This window comes from Mesorhizobium sp. M8A.F.Ca.ET.021.01.1.1, assembly GCF_003998025.1.
Classification (GTDB): Bacteria; Pseudomonadota; Alphaproteobacteria; order Rhizobiales; family Rhizobiaceae; genus Mesorhizobium.
This window is the reverse complement of sequence record NZ_RZSJ01000007.1, coordinates 1-22,815: the sequence shown is the minus strand read 5'-3', so window position 1 is coordinate 22,815 and position 22,815 is coordinate 1. Positions and strand designations below refer to the sequence as shown.

General features: G+C 60.3%; 17 protein-coding genes. 6 read left to right on the top strand and 11 right to left on the bottom strand.

The window, feature by feature from the left end; all coding sequences use genetic code 11:
* Nucleotides 1-3: 3 nt before the first annotated feature.
* The 3 genes from EOA36_RS02055 to EOA36_RS02045 form a co-directional block, all read right to left on the bottom strand.
* Nucleotides 4-540 (bottom strand): hypothetical protein, encoded by a 537-nt coding sequence (locus EOA36_RS02055; RefSeq protein WP_127275392.1) that lies wholly within the window; start codon nt 538-540, stop codon nt 4-6.
* A gap of 273 nt (nt 541-813) precedes the next feature.
* Complete coding sequence (locus tag EOA36_RS02050) at nt 814-1,440, bottom strand: MraY family glycosyltransferase (protein WP_245464228.1); 627 nt, start codon at nt 1,438-1,440, stop codon at nt 814-816.
* A 158-nt stretch (nt 1,441-1,598) separates the two neighbouring features.
* Complete coding sequence (locus tag EOA36_RS02045; protein WP_127275390.1) at nt 1,599-2,612, bottom strand: NAD-dependent epimerase/dehydratase family protein; 1,014 nt, start codon at nt 2,610-2,612, stop codon at nt 1,599-1,601.
* Between the two features lie 380 nt (nt 2,613-2,992).
* Here EOA36_RS02045 and EOA36_RS02040 point away from each other — a divergent pair, with 380 nt between their 5' ends.
* The gene (locus tag EOA36_RS02040) at nt 2,993-5,137 is read left to right on the top strand and encodes an acyltransferase family protein (RefSeq protein WP_189553081.1); all 2,145 of its coding nucleotides are present in this window, start codon (nt 2,993-2,995) and stop codon (nt 5,135-5,137) included.
* Here EOA36_RS02040 and EOA36_RS02035 read toward each other — a convergent pair.
* From EOA36_RS02035 to EOA36_RS02025, 3 genes are all read right to left on the bottom strand, one after another.
* The gene (locus EOA36_RS02035) at nt 5,108-7,105 is read right to left on the bottom strand and encodes an O-antigen ligase family protein (protein ID WP_189553079.1); all 1,998 of its coding nucleotides are present in this window, start codon (nt 7,103-7,105) and stop codon (nt 5,108-5,110) included. The genes EOA36_RS02040 and EOA36_RS02035 overlap by 30 nt on opposite strands.
* Before the next feature lie 33 nt (nt 7,106-7,138).
* Entirely contained in the window at nt 7,139-8,422 is a 1,284-nt protein-coding gene (locus tag EOA36_RS02030; RefSeq protein ID WP_127275387.1) for a glycosyltransferase, read from the bottom strand.
* Between the two features lie 111 nt (nt 8,423-8,533).
* Complete coding sequence (locus EOA36_RS02025; protein WP_127275386.1) at nt 8,534-9,445, bottom strand: hypothetical protein; 912 nt, start codon at nt 9,443-9,445, stop codon at nt 8,534-8,536.
* Between the two features lie 138 nt (nt 9,446-9,583).
* On the opposite strand from EOA36_RS02025, the gene EOA36_RS02020 reads away from it, so the two are divergent.
* On the top strand, nt 9,584-11,392 hold the full coding sequence (locus EOA36_RS02020) for an ABC transporter ATP-binding protein (RefSeq protein WP_245464227.1): 1,809 nt from the start codon (nt 9,584-9,586) through the stop codon (nt 11,390-11,392).
* Here the strand turns inward: EOA36_RS02020 and EOA36_RS02015 are convergent.
* On the bottom strand, nt 11,389-12,237 hold the full coding sequence (locus EOA36_RS02015; RefSeq protein WP_127275385.1) for a class I SAM-dependent methyltransferase: 849 nt from the start codon (nt 12,235-12,237) through the stop codon (nt 11,389-11,391). The two genes, EOA36_RS02020 and EOA36_RS02015, sit on opposite strands and share 4 nt — an antisense overlap.
* Nucleotides 12,234-13,364 (bottom strand): glycosyltransferase family 4 protein, encoded by a 1,131-nt coding sequence (locus EOA36_RS02010; RefSeq protein ID WP_127275384.1) that lies wholly within the window; start codon nt 13,362-13,364, stop codon nt 12,234-12,236. Before EOA36_RS02010 ends, EOA36_RS02015 begins: the two co-directional genes overlap by 4 nt.
* 238 nt (nt 13,365-13,602) lie before the next feature.
* Between EOA36_RS02010 and EOA36_RS02005 the strand changes: the two genes are divergently transcribed.
* From EOA36_RS02005 to EOA36_RS01990, 4 genes are all read left to right on the top strand, one after another.
* The gene (locus EOA36_RS02005) at nt 13,603-14,883 is read left to right on the top strand and encodes a nucleotide sugar dehydrogenase (RefSeq protein ID WP_127275383.1); all 1,281 of its coding nucleotides are present in this window, start codon (nt 13,603-13,605) and stop codon (nt 14,881-14,883) included.
* Between the two features lie 199 nt (nt 14,884-15,082).
* Entirely contained in the window at nt 15,083-15,877 is a 795-nt protein-coding gene (locus EOA36_RS02000; protein ID WP_127275382.1) for a class I SAM-dependent methyltransferase, read from the top strand.
* Between the two features lie 75 nt (nt 15,878-15,952).
* The gene (asnB, locus tag EOA36_RS01995; RefSeq protein WP_127275381.1) at nt 15,953-17,923 is read left to right on the top strand and encodes an asparagine synthase (glutamine-hydrolyzing); all 1,971 of its coding nucleotides are present in this window, start codon (nt 15,953-15,955) and stop codon (nt 17,921-17,923) included.
* 176 nt (nt 17,924-18,099) lie between these two features.
* Nucleotides 18,100-19,368, top strand: a complete 1,269-nt coding sequence (locus EOA36_RS01990; RefSeq protein ID WP_127275380.1) for an O-antigen ligase — start codon at nt 18,100-18,102, stop codon at nt 19,366-19,368.
* Between the two features lie 51 nt (nt 19,369-19,419).
* Here the strand turns inward: EOA36_RS01990 and EOA36_RS01985 are convergent, their stop codons facing one another.
* The 3 genes from EOA36_RS01985 to EOA36_RS01975 form a co-directional block, all read right to left on the bottom strand.
* A complete protein-coding gene (locus tag EOA36_RS01985; RefSeq protein ID WP_348629800.1) occupies nt 19,420-20,181 on the bottom strand; it encodes an alpha/beta hydrolase in 762 nt (253 codons plus the stop codon).
* A gap of 63 nt (nt 20,182-20,244) precedes the next feature.
* Nucleotides 20,245-21,732: an NAD-dependent succinate-semialdehyde dehydrogenase gene (locus EOA36_RS01980; protein ID WP_127275378.1), complete on the bottom strand. Its 1,488-nt coding sequence runs from the start codon at nt 21,730-21,732 to the stop codon at nt 20,245-20,247.
* 17 nt (nt 21,733-21,749) lie between these two features.
* Nucleotides 21,750-22,815: iron-containing alcohol dehydrogenase (locus EOA36_RS01975; protein WP_127275377.1), on the bottom strand; the 1,066-nt coding region annotated here is incomplete at its 5' end.

Sequence of the window (22,815 nt, the reverse complement as noted above, 5' to 3'; positions counted from 1 at the left end):
GCGCTAGAAATCTCTCTGCAGTGCCATGAGCCGGACACGCATCGGTTCAACGCGCATGCCGAGTTCACGCATATAGGCAAAATGGCAATAGGCGCACGCCGTAACCCCGATGACCGCCAGCAGGCAGTTCAGCCAGGTGAAGTCCATCGTCAGTGAGAACTGAAAGCCGCTCGGCGCCGAGAACCCGGCAATGGTGCTGGCGGTCTGCGAGTGGTCGCCGATCAAAATCATCGACGCCGCGAGGATCAAGGTGCCGTGGTTGGCAAGAAAGAAAGCGGCCGACCTTCTGGCCTGACTTGCCATCCAGCAGATCCCCAGCGCCGCACCCAGCAGGGCGAAATCCAGGACCATCGACCCTCCCAGATAGACATCGACCTGCTGCCAGACCATTCCGGACGATGGGTGCAAGGTGAGCCAGACCTTCCACATATCGGGGCTTGCGGGATAGGTCCCGAGCAGGATCGTGGCTATCCGCTCCGCCGCCAGGATCAGCAGGACAAAGGCTGGGAAGGCGAAAAGCAATAATGGTTTGCGCTTCATGGTGCCTCGCAATCTGGCGGGCAGTCTATGCTGCATAGATTGCATGAAGCTTAACGGCGCGTTTTGCTTGCCAAATCAACAGCGTCTGCCCGTAGCGATCAGTGTCGGGGCCCACCCGTGCCACGACGGCCTCGCGTCTCCGCCCTCAAGCCGATTCTGCAAATCTGCGTGAGCTCGGCAGCCAGCGAGCCGCTGATGTGGGTCCGGCAGGCGTTCGTAGCGGACAATGAGCGGAGCCGCCGAGTCTGATCCATCGGTATCGCGAAGAGCGGCCTAAGGATTAGCCAAAGCAGAAAATGTCAGCCCTATCGCCAGTGCCGTCACTGCGTAGATAGCCGGCAAAACCTGACGGTTCACACCAATCCGAAGCAAGCTATGACCAAGGTGATCCGTGCCGCCCATCCAGGGCCTCCGCCCCTGTAGCAAGCGGCGAGTCGTTACGAATATTGCATCAATCAGAGGGACGGCAATCCACGCCAACGAGGCGTCAAAACCTCTTTTCGAGGCAAGAAGCACGATTGCCGCCCCGAGGAGAAGGCTGCCGCTGTCGCCCATGAAAACGCGGGCGGGCGGATAGTTGAAGCAAAGGAACCCGACACACGCACCCGCGCCGGCCATCCCGATATCGCCGCCGAGCCCCAGGAAGGCGGCCGTGATTGCACTCGCGGCAAGACCATCCGCATGGTCGAGCATGTTGACCGCGTTGCAAGCTATCCAAATGACGATCGGGACCCACCACAGACCTGTAATGATGCCAGCTAAAATCGCGGCAGCGGCCAATGCCGCTGCCTTGACACCGGCGGAAAGGGATCGGACGTCATCCAGCGCGCCGATCAGGCAGAAAACAGCCAGCAGAAGAATATACTCAACCGGAAGCCACGGAGACATCGCGATCAGCATGGCCGGCCCTGCCAGCCGGGGAACCTCGCCTGATGTGTGCCATCGGTCGCTCTTAACCTTTGAGACCGCTCCGATGCGTATCGCCAGACGCGCAAACAGCCACACACAAACGGCCGATATGAGCAGAGCCCCGATGAACGGGACCAATGGACCAGGTGTCAAGCCATTGCTCGTTCGGCACGCATGTGCTCGATGCAGTCGACCACTGTCTGTTTGGTGCTTCGCAGTGGTCGCCATCCGGTCATGGAGGTCAACAGACTTGTGTCAGGCACGCGGTCATGCGTCACGGCAAACCGCTCACCAAAGACCGCACTGGAAGGTTTCATAACGATGGGCGCACTCGTCCTGGTGGCGTCAACCACCATCTTGGCGAGATTTCCAATCTGAACCGCCTCGCTGCCGCCCAGGTTGACTGGCCGGCCTCGCAACGACCGGCACTGCATCACCAGAAGCAACCCCTCGGCGGCATCGGCTACGTGGAGAAACGCGCGCCTCTGCTCGCCATCGTCGTGAACCACAAGCGGTTCGCCCCGCAACGCCGCGTTGACAAACACTGGCAATACGAGGCCGGTCGCCGAGCGCTGGCGCGGTCCGGCCATGTTGAATGGTCGAACGATCCAGCTAGGGATGCCCAAATCGAAAAACAGTCCAGCAACCAGATGCTCAACGGCTGCCTTGGCAGCGGCATAACCCCATCGCGGTCGGAGATCCGTCATAACTGGATCGGACTCTGTGATTGGCCGGTCCCGACCGGAGCCGTAAACTTCTGAACTCGACGTATAAAGAAGCGGGCGCCTGTGCAGCCGGCATGCTTCGACGATTGAACAGCCTGATTCGAGAATGCCGCTGGTGACGGCGAAGCGTTCCTTGTGAGCACGCTCAACGCCGATCGGACTCGCCAGATGGAAGACGGCATCGGCAAGGCCAACCTCATCCTGGACCGCCCCATTATATGCCGGATCGCCGACCCTGAAGGTACGGATCGTCAGGCGAGGGTCACCAGTCGGCAGATTGCGAAGCAGGCCGTTCGAAAGATCATCGACAACGGTCACGGTGCAATTGCGCGCAAGCAATATATCGACCAGTGCCGAACCTACGAAGCCTGCGCCACCAGTAACCAACACATGTGCGTGCTGGCCGAATTCAACCATGTCCGCGCTATGGTTGTCCAACGTTGACAGCCTCCAGAACGACCCGTGGCCTCGCAACGCACGGGACAATCTTCTATACAGTCAGGGACGGGACGAACAACCCGTTTTTCTATCAAGCGAGCAAGTTTTCATCGCCCCGATATCATTAACGAATGAATACTCCCTCCGAAAAGCCGCCACTGGTCCGATGCCCCGATCCAGGAGCAGGACTGATTCTGGCACACGCGCACCAATGTTTAGGTTTTCGTCGCTCCAGCGCGAAACAAATTGTGAGGGTATCCCCACGTTTCTCGAAATGCGACTTGTAAGTCGAATCGCGGGTGCCGCCGTTGCATATGTCCGGCCATCGACTCATGATACGCAATTGGGCTGTGAGGCCGGGAAATAACCCGGAGGGAGCCGTGAAGTCCGACTATCGGCCAGATATCGACGGATTGCGCGCAATCGCAGTGGTCGCCGTCATTCTTTTCCATTTTGAAGTGCCCGGTTTTCCGGGGGGCTTCGTCGGCGTCGATATCTTCTTTGTCATTTCTGGCTACTTGATCACCCGCCTTTTGGTGGCTGAAGGCGGCGAACTGTCCCTGATCGAGTTCTACGCCAGGCGCATGCGCCGGATTCTGCCGGCGATGCTGGTAACGATCTGCTTCTCGCTCATTGCGGGATGGTTTCTGTTGCCCCCCGGGGACTATGCCAACTTAGGGCGCAGCGCCGCATATTCTACCGTCGGGCTGGGGAACTACTACTTTCTCTGGAACACGGGCTATTTCGATCGCGAGTCGGCGCTTCTGCCGCTGCTCCATCTCTGGTCGCTGGGCGTCGAAGAACAATTCTACCTGGCATGGCCGGTTTTGCTTCTGGCCGCGAACCGGTTGGCGCGGGGCCGCCATCTGCCGGTCATCGCGCTCATCTGTGCCGTCGCACTGATTAGTTTCTCGATTGCCCTCCATCTGGTGGCGATCGATCCAAAACAGGCGTTCTATCTTCCCTTCAGCCGAGCTTGGGAACTGGCTCTCGGCGGCCTGCTGGTCTTTGCGGCGCCCCTTCGCCGCCGGGGCGCTTCCGAGGTTTTCGGACTGGTCGGCCTTTGCCTGGTCGCCGCCAGCACCATCTGGCTATCGCCGAGCCAACCGTTTCCAGGCTTGAGTGCTCTCTTTCCGGTGATCGGTGCCGTCCTGCTCATCTGGCCGCGTTCGCAGTCAATGATCTCGGCGCTGCTTGCGAGCGCACCATTGCGATCGACGGGCAAGATTTCTTATAGCCTTTATCTCTGGCATTGGCCGATCCTGGTTTTCTTCCGCCACTATACAGGCACCGAAATGCCGACGGCGGCCGAAGCGTCTGTCCTTGTCGCCGTGGCAGGGCTGGCGGCGTATTTCTCTTGGCGGTTCGTCGAGGAACCCGTTCGCCGTCCGCGGGCGCCTCCATCCAGGGCATTTGCCGCCGGTGTTGCCGCCGCGGCGACAGTTTGCCTGAGCGGCAATGCGATCTTCGAAGCCGGCGGTTTCACCAGCAGGATTCCGAAAGAAGCCGAGGCAATGCGCAGCCTCGAGGTGATGTGGGACTGGCCGTGTCCACAGACGGTCGTCATTCCTGAACTGGGCAGCACCTTTTGCGCGTTTGGGGCGCCCTGGGGCAAAGCGAGACATCACGCCGTCCTGTGGGGCGATAGCCACGCCGAACACCTCGCCCCGCTGTTCGATGCTGCCGGCCAGCACGAGAATACCGCCTTCTTTCTTTATCGCGCGTGCCCGGCCGCATTCGGAGAAGGTGTCCATCGCGATTTTCCAGAGCACCCCGACTACCAGGAAAGCTGCGCGTCTTCCCGAAAGGCGGTCGTCCATATGCTGAGACAGCGAAAAGATATCGACCTCGTGGTCCTGTCTTCCGCCTGGACAAACCTTGCTGACACCAATGTCGTCGCCGATGACGGCCGGCAGGCGGACAGGGTCCTGCTGTTGCGCGATGGCTTGCTCAGCCTCGTAAAAGAAATCACCGCTCGGCAACGACGCATCGGAATCATTGGACAGGTGCCTGTGCCAGGCGTGGATCTGACGTCCTGCGCGGCAATGCGCGAAAGCGGGATGCTGAGACGTTGTTCGACAGACATGGATAGCGAGCAAATCCTACGGCGTTGGTCGCCGGTGGTGACGGCGTTGGAGTCGCTTGCGGATGAAAATGGGGTGTTCTTCGTCGATCCACTCAAAGGCATGTGTCCGGACAGGCATTGCGCCACCTACATCAATGGCGAGTTCATTTACCGCGACAAAGCTCACCTGCGCCGAAACTTGACACCGGAGACCGACGTCGGCCTTGCGCGAACGATCGGTCTCCACCACGCCCTAGCCGCAGCCGACGGGCGAACTCGTGTATCGACAGCGAACGCCATGCAGCCTTCGACAACCAGCATGAGAATTGAGCCCGCAACTCTGTGCCATGCGACGACAGCGCCGGACATAGCCTCTACGTCGAAGATCATCACCTGTCGATCTTCGGCGCGAGGCTTATTGTTCCGAAAATCATCCGGAGGCTTTAGACCGACTTGTTAGTGGCGTCACGGCAGCCACAGTTGCAATCGACCATGCAATGATCGTGCCCAGAAGAATGAAGCATAGTGCACTGACCGACAGCGGAACGGCGACCTCGTAGGTTCGGTCATTGCTGCGAGGGTCGCTCGAATCCGTGGGCGCGAACAGCACAGCATCCGGCCGGCGAAAAGTATACTCGCCCTGCCTGACGGCAGGCCATGCGTGAGAAGACCAGCCGACGCGATGTAGCGATGTTCCGTTTTCGCGCAAATTGGATGCTTGCAAAGGCGGAATGTCAGACAGGTTGCCTAACTGGAAAAGGCCGGGAAATGGTGGCCGCGGAAGCAGCGTTTCGTATCCGCCTCGGGCGGCAAACATGGTTTCGTTCTGCAGCCGCCCGGTAATAAGCGGTGGTGTGACGAGCAGTATCGCGATGCAGCCGGCCCCGAAGGCCGCGACGCCTGCCAATGTTCCGCAAGCAAAGCTCCAAGGCTCGCCTTTCTCTGTCGGCGACGGCTTTATGGCAGCGACTTTTCGTGCGGCGAGCATGCCGCCAATTCCGAGCGCGATTGGAAGAAAGAGGCTTGGTGTCAGCAAGAGGTCATGCGAGGTCAGCGCCACCCCCATGACCGCGACACCAAGGGCAAGATCACCAGCGTTCCGGGCAAAGCAAAAGGCGAAGCAGACCAAGCCAATCGGAATCAGCCAGCCGAGGTGACCGAAAGCGATTGCAAACAGGACGAAGGTGTTGTGCGGCGCAAGCGCTTGCGCCTGTTCAAGTCCGCGACCGAAAAAACCGCCTTCTCGATAGGCGAGCAGGCCGCGCTCGAGAAAGAGAGCCCTTGCCGAGATCGAGTTCCTCTTGCCTTCATCCGTCAGCCGTTCGCCGAGCGCCTGCATCTTGGCGACGTTCGTGGATTGGTTAGCCGCGGGCGCGGGGCCGGATAGCAGAGGAGACGAATTTACGGCGTCCGCGGATGCACCGCCCTTAGCGGCGGCCGAACCGCTCGGGGGTTCGACGGCGAGGGGCGTGGTAGTGTCAGCAGAACTTGCCCGAGGCGGAGCCGGTTGATTTGCCGACGCCCCTTCAGGCGGTGGCGCAATTGACACCGTAGCGGCTGGCGGAGATCGATCGACAGCCTTCGATGCTTCGTTGAGCGCCGTGCTTACAGACAAAATTCCGGCATAGGATTCGTCCGTGGCAATACGGAAGGAAGCATTTGTGGTCAACGCGATGCCGATCGCCCCCAGCAGTGCAAAAGCGACGACGACCGCACGGCCCAAGCCCCCAAGATCGATCTGAAAACGACGGCCGCTGCGAAATTGTTGCCAAATGCGGACGACAATCGGAACCGCCACCGTTGCAAGGGCGGCAAGAAGGGTCGAGCGAGAAAGCGTCGCGAGAAGCGTTATGGCTACGAGCACGAGGAAGCTTGCACGCCACTTTTGTGCGACGGCGCGGTAGCTCGCCGCAGCCCCAAGCAGAAGTCCGGCCGCTGCGATATTGGGATTGACCGCCAAACCGGCGGCCCGGCCAGGCGTGTTGGTGAAGCCGCTGGCAAAGAGGAGGTCGAGCAAGCAAACCACCGCATTGAGCGCTGTGACTGACGCCGAGAGGCGCAACACGATTGCGGGAGCTGAGGCAAGCATGAGCACAATCGCCGCGCCGCCGAGGAAAAGTGTGATCAGGTAACACTTGGCGACGATCCCGATCGGATGAAGCGCAACCGGGACGACTGCCATGGCGGCGGTGATAACAAGCAGAAGGATCGCGCTACGCACGTCTCGACGCGTCACAAGAACGGCGATCGAAACAATCAGCACGCCGCCATAGAGCGCATGGAACACCAGCCTGGCGAACTCGTCCCGCCCGGTGAAGAACGGCAGAAAGTATGGCATGAACCAGGACTGGTATATGACGATGACGAACGCGCAAAGCCCTGCCGAGATGCTCGTCAGGATCGCCCGCAACGGATGCGTCGAACTCATCGAGCGTTCCGAGTGGGCAATCCCGCTCATTCGTCAGCCCACGAGATAGAGGCGTTCATATGCGTCGACCATAGCTCCTGTCGAATACCGCTCGCGCATCATCCGTTGCCTAAATTCCCGGTCGGCTGTCGGCTCCGGCAATCGGTCGAGAACGGCTAGAAGCCCGCGAGCCAGATCGGCAGGGTCACGAGGTTTCACCAATACACAACCCGGCATACCGGAGATAGCCTCCGGATTTCCGCCGACATTGGTGGCGACAACAGGAAGACCCGCCGCGAGCTTTTCCATCAGGGCATTGCAAAAACCTTCCTCATGGGAGGCGATCACGCCAACATCCATGCCGGCGAGCAATCCCGGCACCTCGCTCTGTGATCCCAATGCATGGACTTTCGATCCGACGCCGAGCCGCCGTGCCTCTTCCGCCAGGCCCGGCCCGATGCCTCGGTCCTGTCCCGCCATGAACAGCCTCAGATTCGGCCGGCTTTCGCTCGCAAGAGCGAATGCTTGAATGAGATCCCTGTGCCCTTTGTATGGGATTAAATTCGCGACTATGATGATGCCGACTTCGTCCTGGCTGAGGCCGAGCCGCCGCCGGGTTTCGTCCCGGCGATGGACGATGTCATCGAAGCGGCTGAGATCGAGACCGTTCGGGATCACCCTTATTCTGTCGATATCATAGGCGTCGCGAGCCGCCATATCGGCCGCGACCGCATGCGAATTCGCGACCACCACATGGGAAAGCCGATTGGCGATCCGGTCCATTCGCTTGAGCCTGGGCCACCGTTCCTGATGGTTGCCGAGACCGCGTCGCGACGTGATGACAAATGGCGCCAGCGCAACCCGCCCCGCCAAGGCGCCCAGGAAATTGGTCAGCGGCAGGAAAGCGTGGACCACGCGCGGCCGGGTCAAGACGATGCGCAGGACAAGCGAAGTGACGGCTGCGCCGAGAACCAGCATCGCCTTCACACTCGGGCGCCTCGTCGGCGCCGCGCCCGACTTGGCACCCACTTTGGCCACTGTCGGCGACGCAGGTAGGGGATTCGGCCGATGAAGTCCGTACAATACCCGGATCCCGGCGCGATTCAGCGTCTCCGAGAGAACACCTCTTTGTGAAAGCGCAAAGACTTCTACCTTCCAGCCGCGCTGCTTCAATTCCTTGGCAAGCAGCACGAGCTGGCTCTCGGTGCCGCCCAGGTCAAGCGTTCCGATGACAAAGAGTACTTTGCGACGAGGCTTTCTAGCCAGTGAGGCAGAAGGCCCGGCAGTCGACTGTTGGCCTTCAGCATCAGTCATCGGAAATTTCTCTCGCAGCGTCATCCGCTCCGCCGCCTTTCCTCATTGGTCGCCGGTTGCCGCTAGGCGCAGCCGCTTGCAAGCGGAAGCCTCTGCGAGGCGATGGCTTATAGAAATGGTCACGAGCAAACGAAATCAAGAGGACCGAGCAATTCCGCGAACCCGCTGCAGCACAAGCCGGCCGCGTCCTAAAAGAAGATACTGGAGCAGAATGCCGATGGTGACGAGTAAAATACCAATGGCAAGGAACGCAAGCGGCGGAGCCCATTTCAGGCGTTCGAACTTTGCCTCGTACGCACGCACGCCGTTGAAGTCTTCGGCAGTTCCGAGCGGTTGCCAGTCCTGACCATACGCCCTTCTTAGCAGAGGCAGCATCGGCCCGAATTGCGCGTAGTACGTGTCGATGATCGACGGGTCTTGTTGTACATCCTCAAGCGAGTGAGGAACGAAGACACCATAGTCGGAATCGAGAATGTTGCCATTTGACTCAACTACAGTGTGCTCGGGGGCACTGTAGATCGTCGCTTCGATGCCCTGATCGGCAAGGACAGAGTAGACGATCTTCGAAACCTGGGAACAGAACCCATAGCCCCGATCCAGTGCCTTTCGGGGAGTTACAAATTCATAGTTCCCCAGGTTTTCCCGATATTCTGAAAGAAAGCTGAGCATCCAGAGCAAGTAATTGTCGAAAACCCCGATCCGGGTGTAGGACGCATCGGCCTCCGACCAGCGGTCACCTTCTGTCCAATAGTGTACCATTCCACGCGCGACCGCCGTTGTCAGACGCTCAAGATATGGCTGCATCGGCTCACCCGTGCGGCGATAGAGATCATCAACGTCCGCAACTCTCTGTGCAAACCCCAGTGGCCCCTCAATTGCCGAAGCAGGTGGTGCCGGGTAGGCGCTGACCAATCCGAGCGGGTATGCCGACACAAAGAACAGAAATGCCGTCCCCACCCCTGCCGAGAACACGCCGAGTGCACGAAGCAATGCCGCAATTAAGGCCAGCCGCTGCCTTCGATCCCGAATCTTTATAGCGTCACCCATGATTGAAGCATATCACCTCACCGCAATCACGGTCTCTGGCCCATACGCGCAGTTGTGGACAGGTCACCTTCGCGCTTCTGTGATAAAGTTGCCAGCGGGCATCTGTTGTGACTTGTCGTGGAGCGCCGAACGTGTGCATTGAGCGCTCTGAATGCGGACATCGATTTGGCATTGAGCGGAAACCGAAACTCGGGCAGCACTCTCGACACACTGCGACGCTTGTGGCGGCAGGTATCGAAGCCTAGACAAAGGCAGTTTTTCGGCCTCCTTGTCTTGATGATGTTCGGAGCACTTGCGGAAGCCGCTACGCTTGGTGCCTTGCTGCCGTTTCTTGCGCGCATCGCCAATCCCGAGGCGGTTGGCGGCCAGTCGTTCCTCGCTCGCCAGCTTGCCGGCTTTCGGCTGACCAGCTCTTCAGACAGCCTTCTCGATTTGACGATTCTGTTTTCGGTGGTGGCGATCATAGCCGGCGCCGTGCGCATATTCCTTGCCTGGGCCACGAACTCTTATGTCTTCTCGCTGGGACATGAGGTGGGCGTGAAGGTCTATGACCAAGTACTCCGCCAACCCTACAGCTACCACGTTTCGCGCAATTCCAGTTCAGTGTTGGCCGCGCTTCGCCAGGTTCAAGCCATTACCGCGGGTGTAATGCTGCCCCTGTTGCAATCGATCAGCGGCATAGTCATCGGCGTCTTCATCGTCGCTGCCCTTTTTGCTCTGAGTTCTTTCATCACCTTCGTTATCTTCGCGGGCTTTGGGGCGGTCTACCTCGCCATGTCGCTCGTCATCCGCAAGCACCTCAAGAAGAATGCGCAAATTATCGCCAGCGCGCAGGCGGAAGGCATCCGATCTGTCCAAGAGGGACTGGGTGGCATCCGCGATGTTATCATCAACGACACCCAACCGTATTTTCTGTTGCGGTACACCGAACTCGATTTACGCCTGCAGCGCGCGAATGCAATGAACGCACTTGCCGCGGGCGCTCCGCGTTTCGCGATCGAAGCTGCGGGTATGGTGATCATCGCGGCGCTTGCTTATTTCCTCATCACCCGCTCGAACGATGCCGGCCAGGTTCTGCCGATACTTGGAACATTTGTCCTTGGAGCGCAGCGTCTGCTCCCATCCATGCAGCTTGTATACGGCAATTGGGCCCTGATACTGAGCAATCTTGCCGGCGCCGAAGTCGTGCTCCAGGCGCTCGAGGCACCACTCGGCCCAGAGTGGAACCAGCCGCCACCTAAGCGTCTCCCATTCGATCGAGCGATCATGCTCAAGGATGTGTCGTTCCGTTACGCTTCTGACCAAGCGCCGATACTCGAGCGATTCAATCTCACGATCTCGAAAGGAAGCAAGGTCGGGTTCATCGGCAAGACGGGCAGCGGCAAGAGCACGACGGTCGATCTGATAATGGGTCTGCTCGAGCCGACTGGCGGAGTGATCGAGATCGACGGGCAGCGGCTGGACGGAACCACACGGCGTGCCTGGCAAAGACAGATTGCCCATGTGCCGCAAAGCATCTTCCTGGCGGACGCCTCGATCGCCGACAATATCGCCTTCGGCATCGATCCCGCCAACATCGACCGCGACCGCGTGCGCAATGCAGCGCAGCAGGCCGCACTGGCGGATTTCATCGAAAGTTTGCCGCAAGGCTATGAGACGCGGGTCGGCGAGCGTGGAGTCCGTCTATCGGGTGGTCAGCGCCAGCGCATCGGCATCGCCCGGGCGTTGTACAGACAGGCTTCCGTGCTCGTCTTCGACGAAGCCACGAGCGCGCTCGACACGGAGACCGAGGCCGCGGTCATGGAGGCGATCCGCGAGCTGCCCGCCGGCCTGACGGTGCTGATCATCGCGCACCGGCTCACAACAGTCGAAAATTGCGACGAGATCGTCACCCTCGAAAACGGCCGGCCACATATCTGGACGAGAGCCGGCGGACAGACCGCTTAAAGCGACTTGCTCCGTTTGGGCGGCCGACTGTTCGGGCTCCGGAAAAGGAACTCCGTGCATGCCTCACCCGTAGATATCCTGACGAGCTCGAAATCGAACCGTTTCTTCAGGAAATCGATCACCGCCTGGTCGTCGGCAAACTCCATAGGCCAGCCGCCCAGCCAGTCGCGGATGTCGGTCATGTAGCTCATGCCGCGACCTTTTTTCTTTTGATAGATCTGCTTCACGAGCAAGGGCAGTTGAAGTGGATTGCGACCGAGCCCGAAGCGCCAGATGTACCAGTACTCCATCCACCGCCTTTGGCGAGGGTTGGCGCTGTTGTATCGCCGTTTCACGTCGAGCCAGAATTGCGCGGACGGCTTCACGACATTCGACGAATAGAGAGCGATGAAGAATAGACCGCCGGGGGCAACCGTGCGCGCCGCATTTTCGATCGCCTGCCACATCGCGCCGGTGTGGTGGAGCACGCCCCAGGAATAGACGAGGTTCCAGGTGCCTAGCTTCTCCATATAGTCGGCGTCGAGCACGTCGCCGCGTTCGACGATCCAGTTCGTCGGCTCACCCGCCAATTGCCGCAACTTGCCGGTTGTGCTTACCGAGAGCGGGTCAAAGTCGAAGGACTGTATCCTATCCGCTTTTGCATCGAAGGCGGCAAGCGAGTGCAGCCCGCTGCCGCTGCCGATATCGAGGAAGTCGAAGCCTTCGAGGGTCTGCTTGCCGAGGAAGGACAAGAGCTTCTCCGCCGCCATGCGGCGGCGTTCCGCCGAGTAGTGCTTGTCGATGAACGACGCCCAATTGGCTCCGAACTCGTATCGGTTCGACGATGGATTTCCCGCGAACGTCATTCTGTGGCTCGGTGCCGGGCTTCGATGATTTCCATCATATGAGCGGTAACTTTCCGAATATCATAGCGCTCTTCCGCGATCGATCGACTGTTTTTGCCCATGCATTCGGCTTCACCTGGGTTGTCGATCAAGCGGATCATGGCTTCCGCCAAGGGGGGCGCGGCGCCGACCGGCACCAGCAGGCCGCTCACGCCGGGAACGATCGGCGCGCGACAACCCGGCGCATCTGTCGTGATCACCGGGCGCCCCATTGCCATCGCCTCCAGGACAGATCGCGACGTACCCTCGCGGTAGGATGGAAGCACGAAGATACGCGAATCGGCGATCACCCCGCGGACGTCTTCCACAGGCCCGTGATAGCGGATGGTTCCGTCCGCGACCGCTGCCTCAACTTCCGATACCGGAAATCCCGCGGGATTTGGATCCGTATCGCCGACCAGGTCGAAACGGGCTTCAGGTCGAATTGCCTTAACCAGCCTTGCCGCACCCAGATATTCGCCGAGGCCTTTGTCGCGAAGCAGGCGTGCGATCATAAGAAATCGCGGCTTCTCTGGTAATGGCGCAACCTTGAATCGATCGAGATCTACCCCTGAACCGTTGGCTACATTGGCTGGTGTACGTCCGAGCAGTCCCAGACGACCGAAGTCATTCCGGTCATCGTCGTTCTGGAAGGTGGCCGTGGTGGCAACACGCAGGCTCGCGGCATAAAGAAGCCGGGCCACCGCATTGACCATCCTCCACCGTAGAGATTTGTGACGGTCCGTGAACGCATAGCCGAGGCCCGTGACAAGGGCGTGCCGGCGCGGCACCCCCGCAATCAGCGCCGCGGGTATGCCATAGACGATCGGCTTGATCGCACAGGTCAGCACGGCCTGGGGTTTGAGCTCTCGTAGCTTCCTGCAAAGACGAAAAGCCAAAAGCGTATCGCCGAATGGCGCAATAGCCGCACGCTCCATGGGCAATGGATGAAAACGGATGCCGTTCTCGGTCAGCCAACGAACGGTCATGGCATCGACTGGCGCCAGGGCATGTACTTCGTATCCGGCGGCGCGCAGCGCAAGCAGAAGATGTCCCCGCGTGGTTGCAAGGGATCTTGGTTCGCTTACGACAACAACGATGCGATCCATGCATTCAGGTTCTTGGCTGACTGGTCCAGACCATTCGGCTCTTGTAGGGTCTTGAGGCTCGAAACCCAATCCTGCCGCATCTTATCCACAACATCGAGCGCCACGAGACGATGGCGACACGCGCATCGATCAGGCGCTATTTTGAGTGGAGAGTTCCCACTTCGCAACTACACATCGTTGAATTGGCGTGCAGCCTGCCATACAAGCGCTGGACATAAGTGACTTAGGAACTCCGCCGATGTCCGAACGCATCGCCGTTATCGGTCTGGGATATGTCGGCCTGCCGGTAGCCGTCGCGTTTGGGAAGGTTTTCCCGGGCACCATTGCTTTCGATATAAGCGAAAGCCGGATTGAGGAATTGCGTCGCGGCGTCGATCGCACCGGAGAGGTCGACACGGCGGCGATCAAGGAATCCTCGATCGCGCTTACGACCGACCGAGAGATGTTGAAAGGCGCGACTTTCTTCATCGTTGCCGTGCCAACGCCTATCGACATCAACCGTGCTCCCGATCTTTCGCCTTTGAAACTGGCATCGGAGCTTGTCGGTGAAGCGGTGAGCAAAGGCGCCGTCGTCGTTTTCGAATCGACGGTCTATCCAGGCGTGACCGAGGAATTTTGCGGGCCGATCATCGAGCATATATCCGGCCTGCGGCATCCTCATGACTTCGCGCTCGGCTATTCGCCTGAAAGGGCGAACCCAGGCGATCGGGAACACTCGCTGCGGCGGATCATCAAAGTCGTCTCCGGTGAGAACGCAGAGACGCTGGAGCGCGTAGCCAGCGTCTATGGGAGCATCATCGATGCCGGCGTCTACCGCGCGCCGTCGATCAAGGTGGCCGAAGCGGCGAAGGTCATCGAGAACACACAGCGCGACCTCAACATCGCGCTAATGAATGAACTGGCAATGATCTTTGAACGGCTTGAGATCCGCACGCAGGATGTCATTGATGCCGCATCGACAAAATGGAATTTCCTCCCCTTCAAGCCGGGCTTCGTCGGCGGTCACTGCATCAGCGTCGATCCGTATTATCTGACTGCCAAGGCGGAGGCCGAAGGCTACCATCCGCAGATTATCCTCGCCGGACGCCGCATCAACGACGGCATGGGAGCCTTCGTTGCCCAGCAAGTCGTCAAACAGTTGATCCGCTCGGACATATCAGTCAAAGGAGCTTCCGTCGGCATTCTCGGACTGACCTTCAAGGAGGACGTTCCGGATTTGCGCAACAGCCGCGTGTTCGACATGGTCAAGGAACTGAGACAGTTCGGCATCGTGCCCAAGCTTCACGATCCCCTTGCCGACGCCGAATCCGCTCGACGCGATCACGGCGAAACGATCCTGCCGCTCGATGAGATAAGCGATTTGCAGGCGCTTGTCTTGGCGGTACCGCACAACGTCTACCTCACCAGTGAGAGAGCGCGTCTTTTTCAAATGATCAAGCAGGGCGGGACGCTGTTCGACATCAAGTCTGCCATCAAGCCGAATGAAATCCCTGACAATTTAAAGTATTGGAGTCTGTAAGGCTCGGCCTGAATTCAACACTGGGATCTACCGTGAGGTTAAGCAGGCCGATTCTGACCACCGACGCAGCCGGTCTTAGAGGATTCCATCTCCACAAGAGGCGGGCGTGGCTCGACCGGCTGAACGCATTCGTTTCGGGACTTCTATCTGGCATCAGCTAAGGCTTCGGTCATTCGGAAAGGGCGACGGTGGGAAGCTTATGAACGCGCGTTATGATTTCGGCCGCAACTGGTCCGAGCTTGCCGCGCGCTTCGAGGACGAGCATCTGGATCGGGCTTGCGAGGATCTTCGCCGCCTGGTGGGCGATCTGGAGGGGAAGACATTTCTCGACATGGGCTGCGGATCGGGCCTGCATTCAGCGGCCGCTCTTCGGCTGGGGGCAGCGAAGGTTCACGCCGTTGACTATGATCCGGGTTGTGTCGAAACGACCAAGGCCGTGCTTTCTCGCTTCGCGCCGGAAGCCGAATGGAGCGTGGAGCGTGCCGATATCCTCGACAGGGCGTCGCTTCCGACCGGGACGTTCGATGTCGTCTACTCGTGGGGCGTCCTGCATCACACGGGCGACATGTGGGCGGCGATCAGCAACGCAGCCGGCCTCGTTGGTCACGGCGGAAGATTTGGCATTGCGATCTACCTGAAAACGCCACTTTGCGGACTGTGGACGGTCGAAAAAAGGCTCTACTCCTCTCATCGCTGGCTGCGGCCTCCGGTCAAAGCGCTGTTTGTCTCGGCCTACATGTCGGCGAGAACGCTGCGCCATCGGGACACGATCTCGTTTGTAAAGAACTATCGCGCGCGCCGAGGCATGGAATTCCTGGCGGATGTCGACGACTGGCTAGGCGGCTATCCCTATCAATCCACCTCGGCCGAAGAGTTGGAGACGTCAGTCGAAAAACTTGGGTTTCGCACGAAGCGGCGCTTCAATGCAGTGCCTGGAATTGGCCTCTTCGGCACCGGCTGTGGTGAATGGTGTTTCGAGCGAATGGATTTATAGCCGCTGGTTTCCTCCTCTGATTTCGCGGCAGAGAGAGAAAGAACCGAGCCTGGTCATTGTGGAGAGTAACGCCGGATGTGCGGTATCGTCGGCATTGTGGGTGGAGCGGCCGCGACAAGCAGCGGCCCCTCAAGCGTGCGCCGCATGGCGGACATGATCCGGCATCGCGGACCGGACGGCGACGGCATCTGGACTGACGCCGAGGCCGGGGTCGCGCTCAGTCAGCGCCGACTGGCAATCATCGACCTGTCATCGGCCGGCGCGCAGCCGATGATTTCGCACAGCGGTCGCTATGTCATCGTCTTCAATGGAGAAATCTACAATCACGGCGAGATGCGGACGCATCTCGATCGGGACTTCGGCGCTCATGCATGGCGCGGTCATTCCGACACCGAGACCTTTCTGGCTGCAATCGAGGAGCTTGGAACCAACAAAGCGCTTGGACTGGCTGTCGGCATGTTTGCTTTCGGCTTGTGGGACCGCAAGGAGAGAACGCTCGTTCTCGGACGTGATCGCCTGGGGGAAAAGCCGTTATATTATGGCCGGATCGGCAAGGCCTTCGCGTTTGCCTCGGAACTCAAGGCCTTTCAACCGCTGCCGGATTGGCGCCCGGACATTGACCGGAATGCGCTGGCTTTGCTGATGCGCCACAATTACATCCCCGCGCCTTACAGCATTTACCAAGGCATTCGCAAATTAAGACCCGGCCATCTCCTCGTCCTTTCCGACCCGATGCGTGAGCCACATGTCGAGAGCTATTGGAGCGCCAGGGAAGCCGCTGAACAAGGCCAGCGCGACCCTTTTCAAGGGAGCCCCGAAGAGGCGGTCGACGAACTCGAACGTCATCTTCGCCGCGCCCTCGAAGGGCAGATGATCGCTGACGTGCCGCTCGGCGCCTTCCTCTCGGGCGGCATCGATTCTTCCGCCATCGTGGCGGTCATGCAGTCGATCAGTTCGCGACCGGTACGGACCTTCACGATCGGATTTGACGAAGTCGGCTACAACGAGGCGGGCCATGCCAAGGAAGTCGCGCGCCACCTTGGCACCGACCATACGGAACTTTATCTCAGCGAGCGGGACGCGCTAGAGGTTGTGCCCAATCTGCCCGGCATTTATTGTGAGCCCTTCTCCGACTCCTCGCAAATCCCGACATTCCTCGTCTCCAAACTGGCGCGTGGCAGCGTTACCGTGGCGTTGTCGGGCGATGGCGGCGACGAGCTGTTCTCCGGCTACACGCGCTACGCACTCGCCGATGCGTTATGGAACAAGCTTTCCCGCGTCCCGATGGGGCTGCGCCGCGCGTCGGCCAGCCTGGCGACACTGCCCTCGCCCGGTCTCTACAACAATGTCGCGGGTGGGATCATGCCGCTTCTGCCGCAGCGCCTGCGCCGCGAGCGCGTGGGCGACAAGATCCACAAGGCGGCGTCGGTTCTTTCATTGCGAACAATGGACGATGTCTACCGCCGCCTCTGCTCGCATTGGGAAGCGACCGAAATCATCCCGGATGCGGACGAGCCGCCCACCATGCTGACGGGATTGGAGGCGCTTCCAGCGCTGCCGGGCAACGTCGAGCGGATGATGTACATCGATATGATGAGCTATTTGCCGGACGACATCCTGGTAAAGGTTGATCGCGCGGCAATGGCAGTCAGCCTCGAGACCCGCGTGCCGCTGCTTGACCACCGGCTGATAGGCTTTGCACTTTCGCTGCCGCTTTCCATCCTGCGAGCCGGCGACCAGACAAAGTGGCCGCTCAGGCAACTGCTTTATCGACATGTTCCGAAAGCGCTCGTCGAACGTCCGAAAATGGGCTTCGGCGTGCCCATCGACACCTGGCTGCGCGGCGCGCTTCGCGAATGGGCGGAGGCGCTGCTCGACGAGCGCCGATTGCGGGAAGACGGGTTCTTTCGAGCCGATGCAATCCGGCGCGCGTGGTCTGAGCACCTCTCCGGACACCGTAACAATCAGTATCTGCTTTGGGACGTCCTGATGTTCCAATCCTGGCAGGAAGGAACCCAGGGAGCTTCATCGGCGGTCGCTGCCTGAACAGGCATCAGGGCCAGTTTTTTTCACTCGCGCAGCCGGATCGGGAGCGAGACGGTCCCGCACTATCAGATACCTGAGCAAGCAGCTATACGGGTTCGAGGACAGGGGCGAAGCACGGGTGAGCAAGGATCGTTCGAACGATTCGCACGCGACCCGGAACATTGCGAAGCAAGGCATTGAACTCGTTTACATCGCTGCGGCGCCACCTGACGGCAGAACAGGTCAACCGTGGCTTCTCGATCATCTGCTTCTTTTCGCCGCCAGTGCTCGGGTCGGTGGTGAGCTTCGTATTTCATGGTGGAGCGCTCTGGTCGGTGGTGTTGCTGGTCGCCAGGCGACGCCGCTTGAACATCGACCGGCCGATGCTCGCCATGACCCTTGCGATCTATGCCTATTGCGCGGCGATGGTCCTGGCATCGATCGTCAACGGCACCCTGCGGGCTGATGTCACGCACTTCCTGCCGCTGATCACCTTGTTGGTGTTCCCGATCTCCTATTCGACCTGGAGCATCACCGACAAGGCGACGCTTGCACGCATTGCTGTGCGGGCCAGCGCGGCAGCATGTGCCGGAGCGCTGGTGCTGACCATTGTCCAATATTACTGGATCGGGATGCTGAGAGCCGAAGGAGGGGCTGGAAATCCGATCGTGTTCGCGACGGTCACCTGCCTCGCCGTGATGATGTGCCTTGCGGGCGCTGTGTCGGGAATAGAGAAAGCCTGGAAGACACTCACCGTCGCCGTACTCGCCGGCGCCGTAGCGACCGTCTATTCCGGCTCGCGCATGATCTGGGTAGCCTTGCTGATCGCCATTGTCGCCGTCCTTGTGATCAATCGCCAGAGATTCACGCGATCGAATATGAGGCGGTTGCTGGTGATTGCGGGCGCCTGCTGCCTGCTCACCGCGGCAATCACCTCTCCAATCATCGTAGGTCGCACTCATTTTCTGTTCGATGACTGGAACGCCCTCGCCACCAAGGATGATCATTCCACTCCGCTCGGGCTACGCGTTGGGCTCTGGGACATTGGGATGGATGCATTTCGCGAAGCGCCATTTTTCGGCCACGGCATATCCGCCAGCCGGGCGATTTCACAGCAGGGTTTCAAAAAGCAATTTGGGGTGAGCCAGGGCTTCAACCATTTTCACAACGGCTTTCTGACAGCCTTGGTGCAGGCCGGACTTGTTGGCGCGTTATCATTGGCGGCGATCTTCATCGTCGCGATCTGGAACGCAACGAGGGTTCTTCGCTTCAGTGCCGATCCGTTAGAGAGGTTCGGGGCGACCATGATAGTGGTCGCCGTCATCGTATACCTTGTTGGTGGCCTAACAGGCATCCTTGTCGGCCACGACATTCTCGATTCAACGCTAATGATCTTCCTGATTTCGGGCACATACCTGGCTTGCGGACGAACCGTTTCGCCGATCCGTGAAAGTCAGACGACATAACGGCTGCCGCGACGGCAGGCCCGTGATGTTCTCGCGGGCCGCGTGTCGAATTTATGCGGCCACGACGACGTGGTGAAGCCAGTCGCCCGCGATTGTCCCGCGCAGCCCTAAATCACGTACGCTGTCCATGTGGTTGCGCGCCGTGAGCACGCCCATCGATACACTCAGGTCCTGCCCTATCAGACGATCAGCAAACAATCTGGCTTGCAGGTGAAACGGCTGTGTTTCCCGCTCGCCGACCAACATCCTGACTTTTGTCCGCGAAGAGTGGGATTTGCTTATCGGCGAAAATGCCGCAACTTCCGCGTCGGTCAAGCCTATCAAAGGCTCGAGGAAGGAATGCTGAAGAGGCTTCAAATCATACAGGCCGCCGAGCAGAAGTGCCGCCGAGGGGGGATGTGTCGAATCCTCGTTGAACAAAAAGGTCGCCAGATGCGCGCCGGCGGAATGGCCACTGACGCTTAGCCGACCGGGATCGCCGCCATGGCTGGCGATATTATCCTGCACCCATTGCCTCGCGCGCCGGACCTGGTCGACGATTGCCGCCATCCTGACGGCAGGCATCAGCGCATAGTCGATCACGACCGCGATTGCCCCTGCGCTCGTGACCGTTTCGGCAACGTAGGAATAATCGCTTTTGGTGAACATGCGCCAATAGCCGCCATGGATGAAGATGTGCACCGGGAGGTCCTTGCGCGGTCCCTCCGGAAAGAACAGGTCGAGGCGCTCGGCCTCGTGCGAACCATAGGCGACATCCGCCAGCATAGGCAGCGAAGCCCGCGTCGCAGCGCTGCGGGCGACGATATCGGCCACGATGTCATCGAAATCGGCAACGTGGTCGCGGGTGCGAAAAGGATCCTTCGACATGGCGTCCGCTCAAAAGGTTACAGCGATGTATTTGGCCTCCATGAACTCGGAGATACCGTGGTGCTGGCCCCCTTCCCGTCCTAGGCCGCTCTGCTTGACTCCGCCAAAGGGCGCGGCGGGATCCGACATCAAGCCGCGGTTGAGGCCGATCATGCCGGCCTCGATCTCCGAAGCAACCCGCATGCCGCGCGCCATATCGCGGGTGTAGAGGTAAGCGGCAAGGCCGTATTCGGTGTCGTTGGCGTGGAGGATGGCCTGTGCCTCGCTCTCGAAGCGGGTGATGGGCGCCACCGGTCCGAAGATTTCTTCATGCGCCATGTCAGCGTCCGGCGAGACTTCGGACAAGACGGTCGGAGGATAGAAAAAACCATCTCCCTCAAGCACCGAGCCGCCGCACAGCACCTTGGCACCCCGATTGACCGCGTCCTTGACCAACCGGTCGATCTTGTCGACCGCCTTCTTGGTGATCATGGGTCCACATTCGGTGTCCGCCTTGGTGCCGGCGCCGATCTTGAGCGCGGCCATGCGCCGGGACAGGCCGTCGGCGAACGCATCGTGGATGCCCGACTGGGCGTAGATGCGATTGGCGGCCGTACAGGCTTCGCCGGCATTGCGCATTTTGGCGATCATGGCGCCATCGAGGGCCGCACCGAGATCAGCATCGTCGAAGACAATGAAGGGTGCATTGCCGCCGAGTTCCATGGAACAGGAAATCACATGTTTGGCGGCCTCGGCGAGCAAGGCCCGGCCGACCCCGGTCGAACCGGTGAAGGAGAGCTTCCTGACGCGCGGATCGGCCAGCATGGCCGACGTCAGGGGGCCTGGGGTCGACGTCGTCAGCACGTTCACGACACCGTCCGGAACGCCGGCTTCGCTGTAGAGCGCGGCCAGCGCATAGGCCGTCAGCGGCGTCTCGCTGGCCGGCTTCAAAATGACCGTGCAGCCCGCCGCGAGGGCCGGTGCGATCTTGCGTGTCGCCATCGCGGCAGGGAAATTCCAAGGTGTGATGAGGACGCAGATGCCGATCGGCTGGTAGTCGACCACGATCCGGTTGGTCCCGGACGGAGCGGTGCCAAACTCACCGGTGATGCGAACAGCTTCTTCGGCGTTCCAGCGGAAGAATTCGGCCGCGTAAGCCACCTCGCCGCGCGCGTCGCGTAGGGCCTTGCCGTTCTCCAGCGAAATCAGCATGGCAAGCGTCTCCGACCGTTCGACCATCAGTTCGAAACAGCGCCTGAGAATCTCGGAGCGTTTGCGTGGCGCGGTCTCACGCCACCCCTTGGCGGCTTTGGCCGCTGCCTCGACCGCAGCGGTGGCGTCCTCCAGGGTCGCATCGGGAACCGCCGCGATCACCGCCCCGGAGGATGGATCGGTGACCTCGATGAGCCTGCCGTCGGCAGACGGCAGCCATTGTCCGCCGATATAGAGCCGGTGCGGGAAACCTCGCACATCGTAGGGATCCTGATCGAGCTGGAAGGCATTGTAAGGAAGGTTCATCGTCTTGTTCCTGACGTTCACATGGCGCAGGCGGTGAGATCGCCGTCATAGGCCGCCTGGACAAGGCGGCGCATGGCGGCGAGGTCGAATGGGCGCGGGTTGTTCTTGATCAGACGATCGATGCCAAGCGCCTGCTCGGCGGTCCAGTCGAGCCTGTCGGCCGGAAGCCCCAGACCGGCCAGCGTCGGAGTGATACCGATCGCGGCGAACAAGCGTCTGATCTCCTCGATGGTCGCTTCCGCCATTTCGTCGGCGCCACGACCGTTCGCCTCAAGGCCGAGAGCAATCCCTATCTCGGCGATTTCCGCCGCGGCCACACGGCTGTTGTAGCTCATGACATAAGGCATCATCGTCGCCACCCCCAGCCCATGCGGCGTGTGCGTGAGCGCGCCGGCCGGGTATTGCACCGCGTGCGCCGCCGCCGTGCCAGCAGTGCCGAAGGCGCAACCCGCAGCCAGCGCTCCCATCATCACGTCGGCGCGCGCCTCGGCGTCATCGCCGTCGGCGCACGCCTTCTCCAGGCTGCGGCCGAGCAGTTTGACGGCCAGCAGCGCGAAATGATCGGTCAACGGCGTCTTGCCGATGAAAACGTGGCGCTGCGGCAGGCTGAAGTCACCGTCCCGACGCATGGCCGTGAAGGCCTCGATCGCATGGGTGAGCGCGTCGGCACCGGCGATCGCGGTCAGGCCCCGCGGACAGGTCATTGTCAGTTCGGGGTCGCAGATGGCAACCGCGGCAATGAGATGGGGGCTCGATATGCCTACTTTGAGCGTCCGGTCCGGATCGGATATCACCGCGACGGGCGTCACCTCCGATCCTGTGCCGGCCGTGGTCGGTATGGCGATGAGCGGCAGCGTTGGTCCCGGGACTTTGAACTCGCCATAGTAGTCCTGCAGCTCGCCACCGTGGCTGATCAGCAAGGCGGCGCATTTGGCGAAATCGAGACAGCTGCCGCCGCCGATGCCGATCACCATGTCGGGCCGGAAGCCCCTCGCTTCCTCGACGCAGACCGCCACCGAGTCGCGCGGCACGTCAGGGAGGACACCGTCGTGAACCAGCACGTCGACCGACGCTGACTGCAAG